This window comes from Pseudomonas sp. LBUM1649 (assembly GCF_059716155.1).
Map to the genome: position 1 here is coordinate 5,957,470 of NZ_CP166807.1, position 22,187 is coordinate 5,979,656.

Here is a 22,187-nt window from a genome sequence, read left to right on the forward strand (position 1 = left end):
GTCTTGAGCGGTACTTGCAACTTCAACCCCCCACCCTCATAAATTGCCCCATGAACCTGCCCATCCCCGCAGACAGTGCCCTGACCGGCTTCCACCCCGCCGTCAGCGCCTGGTTCAGCAATACTTTCGCGACGGTCACCGCCGCCCAGGCCCGGGCGTGGCCGTTGATCCGCCAGCGCCGCTCGACCCTGATCGCCGCGCCCACAGGTTCGGGAAAGACCCTCACCGCCTTCCTCGCCGTCATCGACGACCTGGTCCACTGTGGCCTGGAAAGCGCCGAAGGCCTGCCGGACGAAACCCTGGTGGTCTACGTCTCGCCGCTCAAGGCGCTGTCCAACGACATCCAGATCAACCTGCAAGACCCGTTGGCCGGCATCACCGAACAGTTGCGGGTGATGGGCCTGCCCGAGCTGCGGATCAGCACCGCCGTGCGCACCGGCGATACACCGCAAAAAGACCGCTCGGCGATGCGCAAGACCGCGCCGCACATTCTCGTCACCACCCCGGAATCGCTTTACGTGCTGCTCGGCTCCGACTCCGGGCGGCAGATGCTCCGCACCACCGGTACGGTGATCGTCGATGAAATCCATGCCATCGCCGCCAGCAAGCGCGGAAGCCACCTGGCGCTTAGCCTTGAGCGCTTGCAGGCGTTGTGCGCCAAACCGTTGGTGCGCATCGGCCTGTCGGCCACGCAAAAACCCATTGAGGCGGTATCGCGCTTTCTGGTGGGCCGCGACCGTCCTTGCGAGATCGTCGATATCGGCCACGCCCGCCCGCGTGACCTGGGCATCGAAGTACCGCCCGTGCCGCTGTCGGCGGTGATGGCCAACGATGTCTGGGAACTGGTCTACGACCGTCTTGCCGCCCTCGCCCGCTTGCACCGCACCACACTGGTGTTCGTCAACACCCGGCGCCTGGCCGAACGCCTGAGCCGCCACCTGAGCGAACGCCTGGGCAAAGACGCCGTGGCCGCCCACCACGGCAGCCTGGCCAAGGAGTTTCGCCTGGACGCCGAACAGCGGCTCAAGCGTGGCGAGCTGCAAGTGCTGATCGCCACGGCGTCGCTGGAGTTGGGCATCGACATTGGCGACGTCGACCTGGTGTGCCAGATCGCCTCGCCGCGCTCGATTGCCGGCTTTCTGCAACGGGTCGGTCGCTCCGGGCACCAGGTCGGCGGCACACCCAAGGGCCGCTTGTTCGCCACCACCCGCGACGACCTGATTGAATGCGTCGCGCTGCTCGACTGCGTGCGCCGGGGCGAGCTCGACACCCTGCAAATCCCCGAGGCGCCGCTGGACGTCCTGGCGCAACAGATCATCGCCGAAGTCAGTTGCCAGGAATGGCCAGAGGACGCGTTGCTGGCGTTGTTCCGGCAGGCTTCGCCCTACGCCGCGCTCGACGAAAAACACTATCAGGCGCTGCTGCAGATGCTCGCCGAGGGCTACAACGGGCGTCAGGGTATTCGCAGCGCCTATCTGCACCGCGACGCCGTGAACCGTACCCTGCGCGGTCGCCGGGGCGCCAAACTGACGGCCGTGACCAGCGGCGGGACGATTCCGGACAACGCCGACTACAGCGTGTTGCTGGAGCCGCAAGCGCTGAATATCGGCAGCGTCAACGAAGATTTCGCCGTGGAAAGCATCGCTGGCGACGTGTTCCAGTTGGGCAATACCTCGTACCGGATCCTTCGGGTCGAAACCGGCAAGGTCCGGGTCGAAGACGCTAAGGGCCAACCTCCGACCATTCCGTTCTGGCTCGGTGAAGCGCCGGGGCGCAGTGCGGAACTATCGTTTGCCGTCGCGCGCCTGCAAGCTCGTCTCGATGAGCTACTGGGCGCTACGCCCGGCAACTTGCAGCCAAGCCTCGACTGGCTGACCGAAAACCTCGGCCTGAACCTGGCCAGCGCTGAGCAATTGATCGAATACCTCGCTCGTGCGCGCCAGTCCCTCGGCGCCCTGCCCTCCCAAGACACACTACTGATGGAGCGGTTTTTCGATGAATCGGGCGGTACGCAACTGACATCCACAGCCCGTTCGGCAGCCGCATCAATCGCGCCTGGGGCCTGGCCCTGCGCAAGCGTTTTTGCCGCACCTTCAATTTCGAATTGCAGGCCGCCGCCAGCGAGGACGCCATCGTCTTGTCGCTGTCCACCAGCCACAGCTTTGAGCTGGACGACGTCTGGCGCTATCTGCACAGCAACAGCGCGCAACACACGCTGATCCAGGCCGTGCTCGACGCGCCGCTGTTCGGTGTGCGCTGGCGCTGGAATGCCGCAGTGGCGCTGGCTTTGCCGCGCTATACCGGCGGACGCAAGGTCGCGCCGCAAATACAGCGCATGAAAAGTGAAGACCTGATCGCCAGTGTGTTTCCCGATCAGAATGCCTGCGTGGAAAACCTGGTGGGCGAACGGGAAGTTCCCGACCATCCGTTGGTGGAGCAAACCCTCGATGATTGCCTGCACGAAGCCATGGACAGCGAAGGCTGGCTGGCGTTGTTGCGGCGCATGGAACGCGGTGAGATCCGCCTGATCAGCCGCGACCTGCCGGCGCCCTCGCCGCTGGCGGCGGAAATACTCAGCGCCCGGCCTTACACCTTTCTTGACGATGCGCCGCTGGAAGAGCGCCGCACACAAGCCGTTATCAATCGGCGCTGGAGCGACCCACAATCCACCGATGACCTCGGCGCGTTGGACGCCGAGGCGATTGCCGCCGTGCGCGAAGAAGCCTGGCCGGCACCCAGCGGTGTCGATGAAATGCACGAGGCGTTGATGAGCCTGGCGTGCATCACCGAGGCCGAGGCCAGCGCCAACGCCTCTTGGCTCGATTGGTTGAATATCCTGGCCGACAGCGGCCGTGCCTGCCGCATTAATCATTCACTTTGGCTGGCGCGGGAACGACTGACCTGCCTGCGGGCAATTTATCCACAGGCTGTTTTGTTGCCGGCGCTGGAGGCGTTGCCAGGGTTCGATGAAATCTGGGAGGCGGACAACGCCGTGCTTGAAGTGATTCGCGCACGGCTCAGCGCTTTTGGTCCATTGCCGCTGAAGGCGATTGCCGAACCGCTCCAATTGCCGGCGACTCAATTCACCCAGGCGCTGGCGCAACTCGAACGCGAAGGCTACGTGCTGCGCGGCCGGTTCACTCCAGGCAGCACTGAAGATGAATGGTGCGAACGGCATCTGCTGGCACGGATTCACCGCTATACGGTCAAGCGCCTGCGCCGGGAAATCGAGCCGGTGGCATTGCAGGATTTCATGCGGTTTCTGTTCGACTGGCAGCATCTGTCCAGCGGCACCCGAGGCCAAGGCAGCGCGGTGTTACCGGCAATCATCGGCCAGTTCGAAGGCTACCCCGCCGCCGCTTCGGCCTGGGACAGCGACATCTTGCCGGCCCGACTCAAGGATTATTCGCCGACATGGCTGGATGAGGCGTGTCGCAGCGGCAAACTGGTCTGGACTCGGCTCACCGCGCGCAATAAAAGCGCCGGTATGGCGTTACGCAGCACGCCGATTCTGTTGTTGCCACGCAATCGGGTCGGTCTCTTGAGCGACTTGACCGAGCAGACGCCGGTCAGCGAACTGTCGCCCAAAACACAGAAGGTTCACGCCGCTCTCAGCCAGCACGGCGCGCTGTTTTTCGATGAGCTGATTCACGAAGCCCACCTTTTGCGCGCGGAACTGGAAATCGCCCTGCAGGAACTGGTCGGTGCCGGGCTGGTGAACGCCGACAGCTTTGCCGGCCTGCGGGCGCTGATCACGCCGGCCAGCAAGCGCCAGCAGCGTAGTAGCCGACGCGGGCGCGGGGCCTTTGTCGGCGGCATGGACGATGCCGGGCGCTGGGCACTGTTGCGACGCGGGGTTGCCGCGCCGATTGTGGATAACCCGCGACCGACGCCAACACCCGCTGACACCCTGGAACACATCGCCATGACCTTGTTGCGCCGCTACGGTGTGGTGTTCTGGCGATTGCTGGAACGTGAGGCCGATTGGCTGCCGAGCTGGCGGGAATTGCTGCGTAACTTCCATCGGCTGGAAGCGCGGGGCGAGATTCGTGGCGGGCGCTTTGTCAGCGGGTTGGCGGGCGAACAGTTCGCGCTGCCTGAGGCGATTCCATTGCTGCGCGAAGTCCGGCGCCGGCCCCATGACGGCAGCTTGATCGCGGTCTGCGGGGTCGATCCGCTGAACCTCGCCGGCACCCTGCTGCCCGGTGCGAAAGTGCCGGCGCTGGCGAGTAATCGACTGGTGTATCGCGATGGTCTGCCGGCTGCCGCGGAGATCGCGGGCAAGCAGTATTTGTGGCTGGAGCTGGATGAGCAGGGCATGGCCGAAGTGCACAGCAAGTTGATCCGGCATTAGTGTTGCCTGGGCTGGCCTCATCGTCGGAACGCCGCCCGGACCAAGCCCGCTCCCACAGGGTTCGTCGGTGAATACAGAACTAAGGAACAATAGAGATCACTGTGGGAGCGAGCTTGGTCCGGGCGGCGTTCCGACGATGGGGCCAGCACCGCCCACAACTTATTGGGGACGAGGCCGATCCGGCAATAACACCGCCGCATGCTCCGGCTCAGCCGCCCCATCATGCACAGGTTCCGCCGCCTGTCTCTGCATCAAAACCTGCTGTGGATAAGTCTGCGCGAAATGCACCCACGGACTGTTATCCACAAGCTTTTTCAAACGCTGGTTGAATGCCCGGCTCACCGCATACTGCCCGCCCGACACGGTGCGAAATTGTGCCGTCAAAACCACGCCATTGAGGTCCATCTTGTCGACGCCGAACACATCCAGCGGCCCTTGCAGGTTGTACCTGAGGAACGGGTCGTCGCTGATCGAATGCCCGGCCTCGCGAATCAGTTCGATGGCCTTGTCGACATCAGTGTCATAGGTGAACTGCACGGAGAAGAACGCATAGGCAAATTGCCGCGATTGGTTGGTCACGGCCTTGATCTGGCCAAAGGGTACCGAGTGCACGAACCCTTTGCCGTCGCGCAGGCGCAAGGTGCGGATGGTCAGGCCTTCTACCGTGCCGGCATGTCCGGAATCGAGCACCACCCAGTCGCCGATGGACAGGGTGTCTTCGATGATGATGAACAACCCGGTGATCACGTCCTGCACCAGTTGCTGGGAACCGAAACCGATGGCCAGGCCAATGACCCCGGCACCGGCCAGGAACGGCGCAACATTGATTCCAAGATTGGCCATGGTGGTGATGGCGCAGATCACCACCAGGATGATTTTGATCGCATTGCGCAGCAACGGCAGGATGGTCTTGACCCGCGTACTCGGCTGACGTGCCCCGCGTTTGCTGGCCGGTGGTTTCAGGGCTTCCTGGATTGCCGTGTCGAGCACCACCCAGACCATCCACGTCACCAGGAAGATCAAACCGATATGGCTCAAAGAGTCACTGATCGCCCGCCCCACGGCATTGCTGACCGCAAAATCGAACAGCGACACGCCCCAGATTCGTCCGAGGATATCGATGAACACGATGGCCATGGCGATACGCAACAACGCGTGGGAGAGGCTCAGGAAGCGCTCTTTGTAGGCGCCACTGCGGCGCACGTCGGACTCGCTGCGGGACTTGAACAAGTGGTGCAGCGTGGTGCTGAGAAACACCGTCGCAATCAGCAGCACCGTGGTAAACAGCGCGCTGCGCAGCACTTGCTGGTTGTCATCGCCAATGCCGATCAGGTTGATGATAGACACCAGCACCATCAACAGAATCGGCCAGTACCAGAGCCCGGAAAAAATCCGCAGGGTTTCGCGCACGGCTGGCTGCGCCCGCCGCTGGGCCAGCGGCAGGATGCGGATCACATGGGCGACCGGACGGCGCATGCGGATCACCAGCAAACCAAAGGAAATCGAGGCCGCCAGTCCGGTAAACACGGCGATGCTGCTGGTGAGATTGTTACCCAATTGATGCGCGATCTGCGGGCTGGTCAAGGCGTCGCTCAGGGCGACCAGGAAGCCGATCGCGAACAGCGGCCGTGGGCTGTCATGGCGAATGATCTGCACCGCCCGGCGTTTGTGCCCGACATTGAACAGCACCACCAGGGACATCACTAACGATGCAGCGAACACGCCACTGCTGGTGGCATAGGCAAAACACAACGCCAGCGCCCGACCAGCCGACACGGGCAAAAACTGGCTGGCATAAATCGTCAACGGCAGGCTGATCACCGCAGGAATGCTGTAGGGCAATACATAGCCAAGCAACGCCTGCCCACGCTCTCGACTCAGCAGCAAGCGATGGCGGCACAGGCGCTCGGTCATAAACTTGCCAAACATCCAGAGCAGGCCGAAGACACCTGCCCACACCGCAGTCAGCAGCAGGAAATCTCCCGCCACGCTCCAGCTCGAACGGGCCGATGGACGATTGACCAGTTGATCCACCTCATCGGCCGCACGGTCAGCGCGCAGACGCCAGGCGTCGAGCAGGTCCTTGTTGAAATTGAGCTTGTCCTGGATGTCATCGATGCTCGAACTGATGGCGCCCAGCAACCCGCCCTGTACCAAGGGTTGAGGGTGTGCCGGCGGTGTGGCGGCGGTGGCCGCTGCTGGCCCCCCCGGTATCGCCGCTGCCTGAAGTTCCTCGCTGCCGAGGAACAACAGCGCCCCCAGTAATATCGCCGTCTCGAGCCTGATCAAGGCATCCGCTCCTTTGGATAGGACTGTAAGGAACTGATCGAGAAATGCCGGACCAGTTCGGTGCTGACCGGCAAATGCCCGGTAATCTTTGCGCTCAAGACAAATATCAAATGCTCATCCCTGTATTTTTCCGCACAATCTAACCCCCCGAGTCTAGTGCCCAAGGAAAAAGCCGCCAGCGCGATCGCGATCATGTTCGTTGCCATTGACTGCGTGGCGCAGTCGTCTGGATCGCCGTGGCCGGTGTATGCAGAGCCGGCTGAGGGCTCTGCACACGTGATCACGGGTCACTGATCAACCCAGTGGGAGCGAGCCTGCTCGCGAAGACGGCAGCACATCCGACATGGATGAGACTGAAAGAACGCCTTCGCGAGCAGGCTCGCTCACACATGGGCGATGTGGTGGTTTGAGAAATACCGTCCGTAGTCCCGCCGAAACTTTCGTCACTGTCTGGCAGTCATCAAAAGATCAGGGGGCAGTCAGACGGGAGGCGACATGGCGGCGATTCACATCGGCATTTCAGGTTGGCGCTACATGCCCTGGCGGGGGGATTTCTACCCGAAGGGGCTGGCCCAGAAACGCGAATTGCAATTCGCCTCACGGGCGGTCAACAGTATCGAGATCAATGGATCGTTCTACGCCCTGCAACGGCCCGAACGCTACGCCCAGTGGTATATCGAAACCCCGGCGCAGTTCGTGTTCAGCGTCAAAGCCCCACGCTTCATCACCCATATCAAGCGTCTGCGTGACATCCACAAACCCTTGGCGAATTTCTTCGCCTCGGGGGTTCTGGAACTCAAGGAAAAACTCGGCCCGATCCTCTGGCAGTTTCCGCCCAACTTCAAATTCGATGCCGAACTGTTCGAGACCTTCCTCGAGCAATTGCCCCACGACACCCAACAGGCCGCCGCCCTCGCCCGCCAGCACGATTCGCACGTGAACGGCCACGCCAGCCTCAAGGCGAGCAAGAAAAAGCCCTTGCGCCATGCCGTGGAAATCCGCAACGAGAGCTTCATCGATCCGGCATTTGTCCGCCTGCTCAAACGCTACAACACGGCGTTGGTCATCGCCGACACCGCCGGTAAATGGCCGTATCGCGAAGACCTTACCAGCGACTTCGTGTACTTGCGTCTGCACGGTGCCGAAGAACTTTACGCCAGCGGCTACACCCCTCAGGCATTGAACCGTTGGGGTGACCGGATCGAGGCCTGGCATCATGGGCGGCAACCGGCTGATCCCCATCTGATCGCGCCGCGCCTGAAACCCAGGGTGCGCAAGTCCCGAGAAGTGTTCTGCTACTTCGATAACGACATCAAGGTCCGCGCACCCTTCGATGCGCGGCGTTTGCTGGAACGCTTCGACCTCGACAAAGACCTGCTCACCGCCCCCGGTGAGCAGGCTGCCGAAGGAGTGCTGGCATGAGCATTTCCGAGCCGGTTGGCGCCACCGACGAACAGGCGACCATCGATAGCACGGTGCACCGTTTCACCATACTGACGGTCAACACCCACAAGGGTTTCACTGCGTTGAACCGGCGCTTCATCCTGCCTGAACTGCGCGAAGCGGTGCGCAGTGTGTCCGCCGACGTGGTGTTTCTGCAGGAAGTACACGGCACCCACGAACATCACCACAAGCGTTATGACAATTGGCCGGCGATGCCCCAGTATGAATTCCTCGCGGATTCCCTCTGGCCGCAGTTTGCCTACGGCCGCAACTCGGTCTATCCGGCAGGCGATCACGGCAACGCCTTGCTGTCGAAATTCCAGATCGTTCGGCACGACAACCTCGACGTGTCCATCAGCGGCCACGAGAACCGCGGCATCTTGCATTGCGTGCTGCGCCTGCCAGGTGAAGGCCCGGAGGTGCATGCCATTTGCGTCCATCTCGGCTTGCGCGAAACCCATCGCAATGAACAGCTCCAGTTACTGCGTCGCCGTCTTGAGTCGTTGCCAGGCGACGCGCCGGTGATCGTGGCCGGTGATTTCAACGACTGGCGCCAACGCGCCGATGCCCTGCTCAAGCCCTGCGGTTTGCGCGAAGTGTTCGCCGAGCACCACGGCAAGCCAGCGCGCAGTTTCCCCGCGCGATTGCCGGCACTGCGCCTGGACCGCATCTACGTACGCAACCTCAAGGCCAGCCATCCGCAGGTACTGGCGAGCCGTCCCTGGTCGCACCTTTCGGATCACGCACCGTTGTCGGTGGAGATCGAGTTATGAGCATCCCGTCGATGGAAAAAACCACGGTGAAAACGATGGCCGCGCCGCCCATGAGCGCGCCGACGGCGGTCGACGTCGAGTACGGCTGGCATGGCAATAATCGGGTCGAAATGCTGGAAAACGGCGAAGCCTATTTCCCCCGGGTGTTCGAAGCCATGCGCCAGGCCAAAACTGAAATCCTCCTGGAAACCTTCATTGTGTTCGAGGATAAGGTCGGCGAAGAATTGAAAACTGTGCTCATCGACGCGGCCCAGCGTGGCGTTCGCGTCACCGCCAGTTTCGACGGGTTTGGCTGCGGCGAACTGAGTGCCGACTACCTCAGCGCCCTAAGCGGTGCCGGGGTGCATTTACAGCTGTTCGACCCGGCCCCGAAGCGCCTGGGCATCCGCACCAACTGGTTCCGACGCCTGCACCGCAAAATCGTGGTGGTGGACGGTACGATTGCCTTCATTGGCGGGATCAACTTCTCCGCCGATCATCTGGCCGACTTCGGCCCCGAGGCCAAGCAGGATTACTCGGTTGAGGTGCAAGGACCGGCGGTGGCCGACATTCATCACTTTGCCCTGCTGCAATGCGGTCGCCCGGCCCGAGCCAAATACTGGTGGCAACGGCGTCGGCAACGGCGTTCGGAACTCGCCGTTTCTGATCACGACGGCCAGGTGCGGCTGGTGTACCGCGATAACGCCGAGCACGCGACCGACATCGAAGAGGTTTACCGCCTGGTGCTGCGCACCGCGCAGCGGCGCGTGGTCATTGCCAACGCCTACTTTTTTCCAGGCTACAGGTTGCTGCGCGAGATCCGCAACGCCGCGCGCCGCGGCGTTGAAGTGCGCCTGATCCTGCAGGGTCAGCCGGACATGCTGGTGGCCAAACTGGCGGCGCGCATGACTTACGATTACCTGCTCAAGGCCGGGGTGAAAATCTACGAGTACTGCGACCGGCCATTGCACGGCAAAGTCGCGCTAGTGGACGAAGACTGGAGCACTGTTGGCTCCAGCAACCTTGACCCGTTGAGCCTGTCGATGAACCTGGAGGCCAACGTGTTGATCCGTGACCGTGCGTTCAACCGTGACCTGTTCGAACGGCTCGAAGAACTCAGCGATAACCATTGCAAGGCCATGTCGGTGGACAAAGCCCCCCGCGGGCGAATCTGGCACATGACCGTGGGCTTTCTGGTGTTCCACTTCCTGCGCCATTTCCCGGCATGGGCCGGTTGGTTGCCAGCGCATAAACCACGCCTGAAAGCGTTCACCCCACCGACCGGGAGCGATCAACATGAGCCGCACTGAAGCACACGCGGCGTCCCACGCAGAGCACCCGGCGAAGTCGCGCTGGAGCCGTTGGAAAAGACCGCTGACGATGCTGTTTTTCCTGGCGTTGATCGTCCTCTTGACGATGTTTGCCCAGCGCATCGAATGGAACGAAGTGTTCGACACCCTGGCCGATTTCAAGGTACGCACCTTGATCATCGCGGCCGGACTGACCCTGGTGAGCTTCCTGGTCTACGCCTGTTTCGACCTGATTGGCCGCACCTACATCCGCCAGGACCTGACGTGGAAACAGATCCTGCCGGTGGGCATCATCAGCTACGCCTTCAACCTCAATCTGAGCGCCTGGGTCGGTGGCGTTGCCATGCGTTATCGGCTGTATTCGCGGCTCGGGGTGAGCAAAGCCAACATTGCGAAAATCCTCGGCCTGAGCCTGGCGACCAACTGGTTCGGCTACATGGTGATTGCAGGCGCGGTTTTCAGCAGCGGGCTGGTGCGCATGCCGCCAGGCTGGAAACTGAGCAGCGGCGCGCTACAAGCGGTGGGCGTATTGCTGTTGTTGGTGAGCGCGGGCTATCTAGCGGCGTGCCAGTTTTCCAAGCGTCGGGAATGGGCGATTCGCGGGGTCGAAATCAACTTGCCGTCACTGCGCATGGCGATCCTGCAACTGGCCCTCGGGGCGCTGAACTGGTCGTTGATGGCCGCGGTAATTTTCACCCTATTGCCGAGCAAACTGGACTATCCGCTGGTGCTAGGCGTGTTGCTGATCAGCGCCATCGCCGGGGTCATCACCCACATCCCGGCCGGGCTCGGTGTGCTGGAAGCGGTGTTCGTGGCACTGCTGCAACACGAGGCATCGCGGGGCAGTCTGGTGGCGGGGTTGCTGGCTTATCGGGCGATTTATTTCCTGTTGCCGTTGTTGATCACGCTGGTGATGTATCTGCTGGTGGAGGCCAAGGCCAAGTCGCTGCGAATTGCGAAGAAACCCAAGTGATTACTAGTGACTGATCTGACGCCATCGCGGGCAAGCCCGCTCCCACAGTGATTGCTGGTGTTCACATTATTTGTGTTCACCGCCAAACCCTGTGGGAGCGGGCTTGCCCGCGATGGCATTCGTCAGAACACCGCAAATCATTTGGCCTGAATAATGCTCAACCGCTCACCCACCACCATTTCCGTGATCCAGTCCACCAGGATCGAGGTGTAGGCTTGCTGTGAAACGGGATCGCTCAGCGCATGATCGGCACCGTCGATAATCCGATGCGTCAGCGAGTGGGTCTGCTGACACGCCGCGCGATAACTCATGATGGTCGCGTGGGGTACGTACTCATCGGTTTGCGACTCCACCAACAGCACGTCCCCGGTAAATTCAGAGCAGGCATGCAGCGCCCGATTACCATCGGCGCGCACCAGCGTGCTGCGGTAATCGCGCAGATCGAGCTTGTCCAGATCGCGCTTGGGCGTGTGCCATTGATCGTCGCGGTAAAGCGCCGGCACCCGCAGGGCCAGCCAGCGCACCGGCCGTAGCGAGGTGAGGATCGAGGCCAGGTACCCGCCGTAGCTGGTGCCGACCACGGCAATCGCCGAGGTATCCAGCGCCGGGTGCGCAAGCAAGCGGTCGTAGGCCGCCAGCAGGTCACGCAGATTGTCTTCACGGGTTACGCGGGTCAGCGGAATACCCGTTCCACCAGTGTGCCCGCGCAGGTCGAAGGTCAGGCACACACAACCCAATCCGGCGATGCCTTTCGCCCGTTCCAGGTCGCGCTCCTGGCTGCCGCCCCAGCCGTGCACGAACAATACGCCGGGGACTTTCGATTTGGGGCTGAGAAAAGTCCCGCTCATCTGTTCGTCGTCGATGTCGATTTGAATGCTTTCGCTTCTAGCCGTCATAGGATTTGACCGTTACGTACTTGAGGAGGAAATCACTGTTTTCTGCCGGCCCGCGGTACACCTCGATGGCGTCAGCCGGCAGCGGCTGATCGCTATAGGTTTCTACCGAAGACACGCGAATCGCCCGCATCCCCGGATCGTTAACGAAACTCTGCAAGGCGGCCACTTCCGCGCTGCTGGCCCCGCCCATGCGCCAGGATTGCTCAAGCACGCCGCTGCGTTGCTGGCCGTCGCTGGCGACACCCTGGGCGATGTCGTAATTGCGCCGTGAGGCGTAGAAACCGGGATAGGCTTCATCGGCGGCGCCGTCGAACACCTGGGCCTGCCTGATTGCCAGTCGCACATCATCAGGCAAGTCCAGCGTCAGCAGATCGTCATAGCCACCCTGCACCACCAGCAGATTGGAACCACCATAGACCTCTTCGCCGTGAGCGTCTTTGGTCAAGTATTGATCACCGCAGTAACTCAGCACCTTTTCGCCTATGAAACTCTGTCCGACGCTGTGGGTAACCACCTGGTCCAGGTCCTGCTCCAGCACCACGCCTTCACTGAACAGCGCTTTCGCTTCAGGACGGGCGAGGATTTCATCAAACTGGTCGAGGCTATTGATGACTTCCTGACCGCGCCCCGCGCAGGCATGAATCGGCTTGATGCGGATCGGACCGCTGTAGAGCAGATGCTCCGCCGCCGGCCGCGCATCGTCGAAGGAGAAAACACTGAGACCGTCGAGCACCACCGTGCGCACCCGCTCGGAAAACATCGGCGCCCAACCTTGCGGTGCATGGGCATGCCTGTTCAACAAACCATGGCTGATGGCTTTGGTGCAGATGAAATCGTACTCGACGTAACCGCCCCACAAATCCTCTGGGCCCCTGACGCCTAACTGGCGAGCGGCAGCGGCACCCACCAGTGTCTGGGTCGGCAAAAGATAGATGTCACGACCACTATGCGTCTGCGGGTCGAAGCTGCCGCCGAATTTGAGTCCGAGGATTTGCGCCAGCCAACGGGCCAGGGCGCGATTGGTTTCAACTTCGTGCTGCGGCGCATCGGGGCGCACCGAGTGGGCGACTACCAGTTTCTTGCGGGTTGTTGGGGTCATGCGTCCCCCTTCAGTTGTCGCTAAATGAATGTAGCTGATGGGGTGCAGAGTTCAGGCCAAGCGCTTCTTGAGAAAAACGCTCTGCAAATCAGCCTATTGCACAAAGGGTAGTAGCACGCGCCTGCTTTATTCTGCACGACGTGCATCAAGACTCTGGCATTTTGCACGACTCAAGGCTGTTGGCACTCCCACAGGGGATTTGTGGTGTTGCTTCTATCGGGTTACTGCACTCGGCATCACCCCAAACCGCGCCCGATAATCACTCGGCGCCAGCCCGGTAATCTTCTTGAATGTCGAACGAAACGCCCCCGGATCCTGATATCCCACGGTCCAGGCGATGTGATCGATGGTGCCATTGGTGAATTCGAGCATTTCCCGGGCCTTGCCGACTCGCAGGTGCTGGCAGTACTCCGTGGGCTTGAGTCCGGTTGCCGCACGGAATCGGCGCAGGAACGTCCGCTCTTCCAGCCCTGCCCGCTCCGCCATCGCCGTCAGCGAGACATTGGTGGCCCCGGTGCTTTGCAGCCAGTGTTGAACCTTGAGAATCGCGGCATCGCCATGGTTGAGAATCGGGGCGAAGTTGCTGCCGCACTCACTGGCGCTGTCGCTGTGTTCCACCACCAGAAAACGCGCAGTGCCAGTGGCAATGCTCGGGCCCAACAGACGATCCACCAGGCGCAGACCCAATTCAGACCACGCCATCAGGCCGGCAGTGGTAATCAGGTCGCCGTCATCGACGATGGGCGTATCGGCCTTGAGCTTGATCGCCGGGTAGCGCTCGGCGAAAGTTTTTGCGGAAGTCCAGTGGGTGGTGGCGCTGCGACCGTCGAGCAGTCCACTTTCAGCCAATAGCAGCGAACCCACGCAGACACCACCGAGGGTCGCGCCGTTGGCATGTTGTTGGTGAAGCCAGCGCAGCAGCGTCTGCGGCGCCTGGCCTTCGGTGAACCCGGCAATCGACGGTGGAATCAATACCGCCACCAATGCACCGTCCGTAGCGGGATGGCTGTCATAGACACGAGTAGGCGCCTGCTCGTCATCGACCTGCCAATGACTGACCCGCAGCAATGGCAAGCGCGCCTCTTGATGCTCGGCGGCGATCCGGTTGGCCACCCCGAACAGGTCCGTCAACCCATGCACCGCCGCCATCTGCGCGCCGGGATAGATCAACACCCCCAGCTCGGCGATTGCCCTTTGTGCGTCCATTGTCAGTTTTCCCCCTTCTATTGTCGGTGCGGCCAATCCCCGGACGGTCTGCCAGGGCCAATACTTCATTCCACACCCAAACCGCACTTCGAGGAAACTGTCATGGCCAAGCAAGCACTCATCGTAGTCGATATCCAAAAAGACTACTTCCCCCAAGGCAAGTGGCCGCTGGCCGGCGCCGATGCCGCTGCGGACAACGCCGTCCGTCTGCTCAAAGCCTTTCGTGACGCCGGTGATTCGGTGGTGCACATCCGCCACGAATTCACCTCCGAAGAAGCACCGTTTTTCACCCCGGGTTCCGACGGCGCGAAGCTGCACCCTAAAGTCCTCAACCAGGGCAATGAGCCGGTGGTGCTCAAGCACTTCGTCAACTCGTTCCGCGAAACCGAACTGCAGTCGATTCTCGACGAGCAAGGCATCAAGGAGCTGGTGGTGGTGGGCAGCATGAGTCACATGTGTGTCGATGGCATCACCCGCGCCGCCAACGACCTCGGCTACAGCGTCACGGTGATCCACGATGCCTGTGCCTCCCGTGACCTGGAATTCAACGGCCTCACCGTCCCGGCGGCTCACGTTCATGCGGCATTCATGTCGGCCCTGGGATTTGCCTACGCCAACGTGGTGTCCACCGACGAGTTCCTGGCTGCCAGTCGCTAACCACAAAACCCGGACAACAAAAAGCCCGGCATCCTGAGAAGAGTGCCGGGCTTTGATTCGATCGAAGCTATTGTCTAGAACGGAATATCGTCATCGAAGCTGTCGAAGTCCGGAGCTGGCTGCGGCGCGGCCTGCTGAGGAGCCGGGCGCGACTGTTGCGGTGCCGACTGCTGTGGACGCGGAGCCTGCTGGCGCGGAGCGGATTGCTGGTAGTTGTTACCACCGCCCTGGCCTTGTTGGTCACCCTGTTGTGGACGACCGCCCAGCAGTTGCATGGTGCCTTGCATGTCGACCACGATTTCGGTGGTGTAACGCTTGATACCGTCTTTTTCCCACTCGCGGGTCTGCAGCTTGCCTTCGATGTAGACCTGCGAACCTTTACGCAGGTATTCGCCGGCGATTTCTGCGACCTTGCCGAACATCGACACACGGTGCCATTCGGTTTTTTCGACTTTCTGACCGGTTTGCTTGTCGGTCCACTGTTCGCTGGTTGCCAGACTCAGGTTGGTCACGGCGTTGCCGTTCGGCAGGTAACGAACTTCAGGATCCTGGCCGCAAGTGCCGACCAATATGACTTTGTTAACCCCACGGGCCATTACGTTCTCCTAGGCTACGCACGCTGCCCCGGCCGGGTTGTTCACCAGGCTTTCAAGGGTGGTGCGATCCAATAGTTCGGTGTCCAATTTGATGTAAATCGCCGCTTCGTCTGCGACTATCACTGCATCTGTTACCCCTACGACGGCCTTCAGGCGCTCGACCAGCCCCGCTTCGCGGATCGCCTCGGGCGACAATGGCAAGCGCAGGCTTGTCACGTAGGGAGGTTCTCGCATGGTAACAGCAAAGGCCAGCCAGAGGGCAGCCAGACCGGCGCATCCAAGGAACACAACCGACAGACCGCCATGCTGGAACAGCCAGCCACCCAGTATCCCGCCCAGTGCCGAGCCGAGGAACTGACTGGTGGAGTAGACCCCCATCGCCGTACCCTTGCCGCCCGCCGGTGAAACCTTGCTGATCAGCGACGGCAACGAAGCTTCCAGCAGATTGAAGGCCGTGAAAAACACCACGGTACCCATCACCAGAGCCCGCAAGCTGTCGCCGAACTGCCAGAAGAATAGCTCAGTGAGCATCAGCGTCACGACGGCGCCGAGTAAAACTCGTTTCATTTTGCGTCTCTTCTCGCCGTAGATGATGAACGGGATCATGGCGAAGAAGGAAATCAGCAGCGCGGTCAGGTACACCCACCAATGCTGCTCCTTGGGCAGCCCGGCTTTTTCGACCAGCGCCAGCGGCAAGGCAACGAAACTCGACATCAGTATCGCGTGCAACACAAAGATACCAAGATCCAGGCGCAGCAGGTCCGGGTGCTTGAGCGTCGGTATCAGCGCCTGGCGGGCGACGCCGGATTCACGGTGCTGCAACGGCCCCGTGGAGCGCGGCACCATGAACATCACAATGACAATGCCGAACAGCGCCATGCCACCGGTGGCAAGGAACAACCCGGACAGGCCGAAAGCACGGGTCAGCAACGGCCCTACTACCATGGCGACCGCAAACGACAGACCGATCGTCATGCCGATCATGGCCATGGCTTTGGTCCTGTGCTGTTCGCGGGTCAGGTCTGACAGCAACGCCATCACTGCCGCGGAAATCGCCCCGGCACCTTGCAGGATGCGCCCGGCGATCACGCCCCAGATAGAGTCGGCGTTGGCCGCCAGGACGCTGCCGAGGGCGAAGACGATCAGCCCCAGGTAAATCACCGGACGGCGGCCGATGCGGTCGGAAATGAAGCCGAAGGGAATCTGGAAAATCGCCTGGGTCAGGCCGTAAGCGCCAATCGCCAGCCCGATGAGGGCCGGGGTCGCTCCCGCCAGGTCCATGCCATAGGTCGCCAGAACCGGCAACACCATGAACATGCCAAGCATACGGAAGGCGAACACCAGGGCCAGACCGCTTGCCGCGCGGGTCTCGCTGCCACTCATGCGCTCGCTGTGGGGATCGTGCATGGAAAAACCTCATGTGAACCGGCGGCGATTCTACCAGTCCCATCGATTGGCAGGGTATATCGCGACGCTTTGCCGCGTGTAGATGAAAGAGCTTTCATCGAAGGTTGCAATGCCAGCATTCGATAGTGTGCATCCATCCAGTATTTGGCCGTATACTCCTACGTTTTCGACGCCCGCCGAGCGAGGCCACTTTGGACAAGATCCTGATTCGTGGGGCTCGAACCCACAACCTGAAGAACATCGACCTGACCCTGCCAAGGGACAAGCTGATCGTCATCACCGGCCTGTCCGGCTCCGGCAAGTCGTCCCTGGCTTTCGACACGCTGTACGCCGAAGGCCAGCGCCGTTATGTCGAGTCGCTGTCGGCCTATGCCCGGCAGTTCCTGTCGATGATGGAAAAACCTGACGTCGACACCATCGAGGGCCTGTCGCCGGCGATTTCCATCGAACAGAAGTCGACCTCGCATAACCCGCGCTCGACCGTCGGCACCATCACCGAAATCTACGACTACCTGCGCCTGCTTTATGCACGCGTCGGCATTCCGCGCTGCCCGGATCACGACATTCCCCTGGAGGCGCAGACCGTCAGCCAGATGGTCGACCTGGTCCTCGCCGAACCGGAGGGCAGCAAGCTGATGCTGCTGGCCCCGGTCATTCGCGAGCGCAAAGGTGAGCACCTTTCAGTCTTCGAAGAACTGCGAGCACAAGGTTTCGTCCGTGCCCGGATCAACGGCAAGCTGTATGAGCTTGACGAAGCGCCCAAGCTCGACAAACAGAAAAAACACACCATCGATGTCGTGGTCGACCGCTTCAAGGTGCGTGCCGATCTACAACAGCGCCTGGCCGAATCCTTTGAAACCGCCCTGAAACTGGCAGACGGCATCGCCCTGGTGGCGCCGATGGACGACGAGCCGGGCGAAGAGATGATCTTCTCCGCGCGCTTCGCCTGCCCGATTTGCGGGCATGCCATCAGCGAACTCGAGCCCAAGCTGTTTTCCTTCAACAACCCGGCCGGCGCCTGCCCGACCTGTGATGGCCTGGGGGTTAAGCAATTCTTCGACATCAAGCGTCTGGTCAATGGTGAACTGACCCTGGCCGAAGGCGCGATTCGCGGCTGGGACCGGCGCAACGTCTATTATTTCCAGATGCTCGGCTCGCTGGCCTCCCACTACAAGTTCAGCCTGGAAGTGCCGTTCAACGAACTGCCGGCCGATCAGCAGAAGAGCATCCTGCACGGCAGCGGTTCGCAAAACGTCGATTTCAAATACCTGAATGACCGGGGCGATATCGTCAAGCGCTCGCACCCGTTCGAAGGCATCGTGCCGAACCTGGAACGCCGCTATCGTGAAACCGAGTCGGCCTCGGTGCGCGAAGAGCTGGCCAAGTTCCTCAGTACTCAGTCCTGCCCTGATTGCCGCGGCACCCGTCTGCGTCGCGAGGCGCGGCATGTGTGGGTCGGCGAGAAAACCCTGCCGGCGGTGACCAACCTGCCAATCGGCGATGCCTGCGATTATTTCGAAGGGTTGAAGCTGACTGGCCGCCGTGGCGAGATTGCCGACAAGATCCTCAAGGAAATTCGCGAGCGCCTGCAGTTCCTGGTCAACGTCGGTCTCGATTATCTGTCGCTGGATCGGAGCGCGGACACCCTGTCCGGTGGTGAGGCCCAGCGTATCCGCTTGGCCAGTCAGATCGGCGCCGGTCTGGTCGGCGTTCTGTACATCCTCGACGAACCCTCGATCGGCCTGCACCAGCGTGATAACGACCGGTTACTTGGCACTCTGAAACACCTGCGAGACATCGGCAACACGGTTATCGTGGTAGAGCACGATGAAGACGCGATACGCCTGGCCGACTATGTGGTGGATATCGGCCCGGGTGCCGGGGTTCACGGCGGGCACATCGTCGCCGAAGGTACGCCGGCCGAGGTGATGGCGCATCCCGATTCCCTGACCGGTAAGTACCTGTCGGGCCGGGTGAAGATCGCGGTGCCGGCCAAACGCACGCCGCGCAACAAGAAGCTGTCGCTGACACTCAAGGGCGCCCGTGGCAACAACCTGCGCAACGTCGACCTGGAGATCCCTATCGGCCTGCTGACCTGCGTGACCGGCGTGTCCGGCTCAGGCAAGTCGACGCTGATCAACAACACACTCTTTCCGTTGAGCGCCACGGCGCTCAACGGTGCAACAACCCTCGAAGCTGCCGTTCACGACAGCATCAAGGGCCTGGAGCATCTGGATAAGGTCGTCGACATCGACCAAAGTCCCATCGGCCGTACGCCGCGTTCCAACCCGGCCACTTACACCGGCCTGTTCACACCGATCCGCGAGCTTTTTGCCGGTGTGCCGGAATCTCGCTCCCGCGGTTATGGCCCCGGGCGCTTCTCCTTCAACGTGAAGGGCGGACGCTGCGAAGCCTGCCAGGGCGATGGCCTGATCAAGGTGGAAATGCACTTCCTGCCGGACATCTATGTGCCATGCGATGTCTGCAAGAGCAAGCGCTACAACCGCGAAACCCTCGAGATCAAATACAAGGGCAAGAGCATTCATGAAACCCTCGAGATGACCATCGAGGAAGCCCGGGTGTTCTTCGATGCGGTACCGGCCCTGGCGCGCAAGCTGCAAACGCTGATGGACGTAGGCCTTTCGTACATCAAGTTGGGACAATCGGCGACCACGCTGTCCGGTGGCGAGGCCCAGCGGGTCAAGCTGTCACGTGAGCTGTCCAAGCGCGACACCGGCAAGACCCTGTACATCCTCGATGAACCGACTACCGGCCTGCACTTCGCGGACATCCAGCAATTGCTGGACGTGCTGCATCGACTGCGCGACCACGGCAATACGGTGGTGGTGATCGAGCACAACCTCGACGTCATCAAGACCGCTGACTGGCTGGTGGACCTGGGCCCGGAAGGCGGTTCCAAAGGTGGGCAGATCATTGCCGTCGGCACGCCGGAAGAAGTGTCAGAGATGAAGCAATCCCATACCGGTTACTACCTCAAGCCGCTGCTGGAGCGTGACAGGGCTTAACCGGGTCCCATGAAAAAGCCCCTGTCACTTCATCAGTGACAGGGGCTTTTTTGTATTCGCCGCAATCAGGCGTGGGATTGCAGGTAATTCTCAAGACCGATCAACTTGATCAGGCCCAACTGCTTCTCGAGCCAGTAGGTGTGATCTTCTTCGGTGTCATGTAATTGGACCCGCAGCATTTCGCGGCTGACATAGTCCTTGTGCTGCTCGCAGAGCTTGATGCCCTTGCACAGCGCGGCCCGCACCTTGTATTCCAGGCGCAGGTCCGCTTCGAGCATCTCTGTCACCGTGGTGCCGACATCCAGATCGTCCGGACGCATACGCGGCGTGCCTTCGAGCATCAGAATCCGGCGCATCAACGCATCAGCGTGCCCTGCTTCCTCTTCCATCTCGTGGTTGATTCGTTCGTAGAGCTTGGTGAAACCCCAGTCCTCATACATCCGCGAGTGGACGAAATATTGATCACGCGCGGCCAGTTCGCCGGTCAGCAACGTGTTGAGGTAATCGATAACGTCTGGGTGGCCTTGCATCGCCCTACATCTCCCTGCTTGAAAGTCTGTAGTTTGAACCAACCTGACTACAACGTCACTCGGCAGACGCAATAGAAGCGAAGATATTCTGAGAAAAGCAGGTTAAATAACGCAAAAACCGCCCAAACAAGGGCGGTTCTGCTTCTCATTTAGACTTCGTTAAGCTGTACGTTCAGCAGCGTTGCGATTGCTTCTCCATACGCTGGATCGGCCTTGAAGAAATGCTGCAATTGACGGTCGACGACGTCGCTTGAAACACCCGCCATGGCTCCAGCAATGTTGTTGACCAGCAGCGCTTTCTGCTCGTCACTCATCAGGCGGAACAGCGCACCGGCGTGGCTGTAGTAGTCCGTGTCTTCGCGATGATCGTAGCGATCGGCCGCACCGTTCAGGGCCAACGCAGGCTCAGCGTAACGAGGTGCTTGCTTTGGCGAATCTACATAACTGTTGGGCTCGTAGTTCGGAGCAGCTGCGCCGTTACTACCAAATGCCATCGAACCATCGCGCTGATAACTGTTGACCGGGCTGCGGGGCGCATTCACCGGCAATTGCTGGTGATTTGTGCCGACACGGTAGCGGTGCGCATCAGCGTAAGCGAACACCCGTCCTTGCAGCATACGGTCCGGCGACAGACCAACGCCCGGCACCATATTGCTTGGGCCAAAGGCTGCTTGCTCGACTTCAGCAAAGTAATTGAGCGAGTTGCGATTGAGCTCCAGCTCGCCAACTTCGATCAGCGGAAACTCTTTCTGCGACCAGGTTTTGGTCACATCGAACGGATTTTCGTAGTGCGCTTCGGCCTGAGCCTCGGTCATGATCTGGATGCACACTCGCCATTTCGGAAAGTCGCCACGCTCAATCGCAGTGAACAGATCACGCTGGGCGTAATCAGGATCAGTACCGGCCAGACGCGCAGCCTCAACTGGCGCCAGGTTCTTGATTCCCTGCTGGGTCTTGTAGTGCCACTTCACCCAATGACGCTCGCCAGTGGCGCTGATCAGGCTATAGGTGTGGCTGCCGAAGCCGTGCATGTGACGGTACCCGTCGGGAATGCCCCGGTCGGAGAACAGAATGGTGACCTGGTGCAGCGCTTCCGGAGAGAGCGACCAGAAGTCCCACATCGCCTGTGCGCTTTTGAGATTGCTTTGCGGCAGACGCTTTTGGGTGTGGATAAAATCCGGGAATTTCAGTGGATCACGGATGAAGAACACAGGCGTGTTGTTACCAACAATGTCCCAGTTGCCTTCCTCGGTGTAGAACTTCAGCGCGAAGCCACGAGGATCGCGCTCGGTATCCGCCGAACCGCGCTCACCACCGACAGTGGAGAATCGCAAAAAGGTTGGTGTTTGCTTACCGACAGCCTCAAACAGCTTGGCGCTGGTGTACTGGGTGATATCGCGAGTCACGGTAAATGTACCGTAAGCGCCAGAGCCTTTGGCGTGCACACGACGCTCCGGGATGTTTTCGCGGTTGAAGTGGGCCAGCTTCTCGATCAGGTGGAAATCATCGAGCAGCAATGGGCCGCGAGAGCCGGCGGAGCGTGAATTCTGGTTGTCGGCGACAGGAGCGCCACTGGCGGTAGTTAGCGTTTTATTTTGGCTCATGGGATCTCATCCTTTGTCAGTCTCAAACTGCCGGCTAATCGGCTG

Annotated in this window: 15 protein-coding genes and 1 pseudogene; 7 read left to right on the forward strand and 9 right to left on the reverse strand. The window is 60.8% G+C overall.

Annotation, left to right across the window (positions count from 1 at the left end; genetic code table 11):
* Positions 1-50: 50 nt before the first annotated feature.
* Positions 51-4,354, forward strand: a pseudogene (locus ACA058_RS27630) (Lhr family helicase).
* Between the two features lie 159 nt (positions 4,355-4,513).
* On the opposite strand, the gene ACA058_RS27635 reads toward ACA058_RS27630, so the two are convergent.
* On the reverse strand, positions 4,514-6,643 hold the full coding sequence (locus tag ACA058_RS27635; RefSeq protein WP_497636770.1) for a mechanosensitive ion channel family protein: 2,130 nt from the start codon (positions 6,641-6,643) through the stop codon (positions 4,514-4,516).
* The gene (locus tag ACA058_RS27640; protein WP_497636771.1) at positions 6,640-6,837 is read right to left on the reverse strand and encodes a hypothetical protein; all 198 of its coding nucleotides are present in this window, start codon (positions 6,835-6,837) and stop codon (positions 6,640-6,642) included. Before ACA058_RS27640 ends, ACA058_RS27635 begins: the two co-directional genes overlap by 4 nt.
* 301 nt (positions 6,838-7,138) lie before the next feature.
* Here ACA058_RS27640 and ACA058_RS27645 point away from each other — a divergent pair, with 301 nt between their 5' ends.
* From ACA058_RS27645 to ACA058_RS27660, 4 genes are read left to right on the forward strand one after another with little or no spacing between them, the layout of a single operon-like run.
* A complete protein-coding gene (locus ACA058_RS27645) occupies positions 7,139-8,065 on the forward strand; it encodes a DUF72 domain-containing protein (protein WP_497636772.1) in 927 nt (308 codons plus the stop codon).
* Positions 8,062-8,859, forward strand: coding sequence for an endonuclease/exonuclease/phosphatase family protein (locus tag ACA058_RS27650; protein ID WP_497636773.1), 798 nt, complete (start codon positions 8,062-8,064; stop codon positions 8,857-8,859). Before ACA058_RS27645 ends, ACA058_RS27650 begins: the two co-directional genes overlap by 4 nt.
* A complete protein-coding gene (gene clsB / locus ACA058_RS27655; RefSeq protein WP_497636774.1) occupies positions 8,856-10,148 on the forward strand; it encodes a cardiolipin synthase ClsB in 1,293 nt (430 codons plus the stop codon). The genes ACA058_RS27650 and clsB overlap by 4 nt, the downstream gene beginning before the upstream one ends.
* Positions 10,135-11,121, forward strand: coding sequence for a lysylphosphatidylglycerol synthase domain-containing protein (locus ACA058_RS27660; protein WP_497636775.1), 987 nt, complete (start codon positions 10,135-10,137; stop codon positions 11,119-11,121). Before clsB ends, ACA058_RS27660 begins: the two co-directional genes overlap by 14 nt.
* A gap of 137 nt (positions 11,122-11,258) precedes the next feature.
* Here the strand turns inward: ACA058_RS27660 and ACA058_RS27665 are convergent, their stop codons facing one another.
* From ACA058_RS27665 to ACA058_RS27675, 3 genes are all read right to left on the reverse strand, one after another.
* Positions 11,259-12,017, reverse strand: a complete 759-nt coding sequence (locus ACA058_RS27665; RefSeq protein WP_497636776.1) for an alpha/beta hydrolase family protein — start codon at positions 12,015-12,017, stop codon at positions 11,259-11,261.
* Positions 12,007-13,116 carry a DUF3182 family protein gene (locus ACA058_RS27670; RefSeq protein WP_497636777.1) on the reverse strand — a complete coding sequence of 370 codons (1,110 nt, stop codon included), beginning with the start codon at positions 13,114-13,116 and terminating at the stop codon, positions 12,007-12,009. Before ACA058_RS27670 ends, ACA058_RS27665 begins: the two co-directional genes overlap by 11 nt.
* Positions 13,117-13,329: 213 nt before the next feature.
* The gene (locus ACA058_RS27675; protein ID WP_497636778.1) at positions 13,330-14,322 is read right to left on the reverse strand and encodes a GlxA family transcriptional regulator; all 993 of its coding nucleotides are present in this window, start codon (positions 14,320-14,322) and stop codon (positions 13,330-13,332) included.
* A gap of 102 nt (positions 14,323-14,424) precedes the next feature.
* Between ACA058_RS27675 and ACA058_RS27680 the strand changes: the two genes are divergently transcribed.
* Positions 14,425-14,979, forward strand: a complete 555-nt coding sequence (locus tag ACA058_RS27680; protein WP_497636779.1) for a cysteine hydrolase family protein — start codon at positions 14,425-14,427, stop codon at positions 14,977-14,979.
* Positions 14,980-15,053: 74 nt separating this feature from the next.
* On the opposite strand, the gene ACA058_RS27685 is transcribed toward ACA058_RS27680, so the two are convergent.
* On the reverse strand, positions 15,054-15,575 hold the full coding sequence (locus ACA058_RS27685; RefSeq protein ID WP_020799826.1) for a single-stranded DNA-binding protein: 522 nt from the start codon (positions 15,573-15,575) through the stop codon (positions 15,054-15,056).
* 9 nt (positions 15,576-15,584) lie between these two features.
* Entirely contained in the window at positions 15,585-16,982 is a 1,398-nt protein-coding gene (locus tag ACA058_RS27690) for an MFS transporter (protein ID WP_497636780.1), read from the reverse strand.
* 191 nt (positions 16,983-17,173) lie between these two features.
* Between ACA058_RS27690 and uvrA the strand changes: the two genes are divergently transcribed.
* Complete coding sequence (gene uvrA / locus ACA058_RS27695) at positions 17,174-20,008, forward strand: excinuclease ABC subunit UvrA (protein WP_497636781.1); 2,835 nt, start codon at positions 17,174-17,176, stop codon at positions 20,006-20,008.
* A 65-nt stretch (positions 20,009-20,073) separates the two neighbouring features.
* On the opposite strand, the gene bfr is transcribed toward uvrA, so the two are convergent.
* Both bfr and ACA058_RS27705 read right to left on the reverse strand, forming a co-directional pair.
* Complete coding sequence (bfr, locus tag ACA058_RS27700; RefSeq protein WP_007970123.1) at positions 20,074-20,538, reverse strand: bacterioferritin; 465 nt, start codon at positions 20,536-20,538, stop codon at positions 20,074-20,076.
* Between the two features lie 149 nt (positions 20,539-20,687).
* Positions 20,688-22,142 (reverse strand): catalase, encoded by a 1,455-nt coding sequence (locus ACA058_RS27705; protein WP_497636782.1) that lies wholly within the window; start codon positions 22,140-22,142, stop codon positions 20,688-20,690.
* Positions 22,143-22,187: the final 45 nt, after the last annotated feature.

Bases quoted from the DNA above. Each gene is read 5' to 3' on its own strand.
- ACA058_RS27640 (WP_497636771.1), bottom strand. From the start codon at position 6,837: ATGATCGCGATCGCGCTGGCGGCTTTTTCCTTGGGCACTAGACTCGGG.
- ACA058_RS27645 (WP_497636772.1), top strand. From the start codon at position 7,139: ATGGCGGCGATTCACATCGGCATTTCAGGTTGGCGCTACATGCCCTGG.
- ACA058_RS27650 (WP_497636773.1), top strand. From the start codon at position 8,062: ATGAGCATTTCCGAGCCGGTTGGCGCCACCGACGAACAGGCGACCATC.
- clsB (WP_497636774.1), top strand. From the start codon at position 8,856: ATGAGCATCCCGTCGATGGAAAAAACCACGGTGAAAACGATGGCCGCG.
- ACA058_RS27660 (WP_497636775.1), top strand. From the start codon at position 10,135: ATGAGCCGCACTGAAGCACACGCGGCGTCCCACGCAGAGCACCCGGCG.
- ACA058_RS27665 (WP_497636776.1), bottom strand. From the start codon at position 12,017: ATGACGGCTAGAAGCGAAAGCATTCAAATCGACATCGACGACGAACAG.
- ACA058_RS27670 (WP_497636777.1), bottom strand. From the start codon at position 13,116: ATGACCCCAACAACCCGCAAGAAACTGGTAGTCGCCCACTCGGTGCGC.
- ACA058_RS27675 (WP_497636778.1), bottom strand. From the start codon at position 14,322: ATGGACGCACAAAGGGCAATCGCCGAGCTGGGGGTGTTGATCTATCCC.
- ACA058_RS27680 (WP_497636779.1), top strand. From the start codon at position 14,425: ATGGCCAAGCAAGCACTCATCGTAGTCGATATCCAAAAAGACTACTTC.
- ACA058_RS27685 (WP_020799826.1), bottom strand. From the start codon at position 15,575: ATGGCCCGTGGGGTTAACAAAGTCATATTGGTCGGCACTTGCGGCCAG.
- ACA058_RS27690 (WP_497636780.1), bottom strand. From the start codon at position 16,982: ATGCACGATCCCCACAGCGAGCGCATGAGTGGCAGCGAGACCCGCGCG.
- bfr (WP_007970123.1), bottom strand. From the start codon at position 20,538: ATGCAAGGCCACCCAGACGTTATCGATTACCTCAACACGTTGCTGACC.
- ACA058_RS27705 (WP_497636782.1), bottom strand. From the start codon at position 22,142: ATGAGCCAAAATAAAACGCTAACTACCGCCAGTGGCGCTCCTGTCGCC.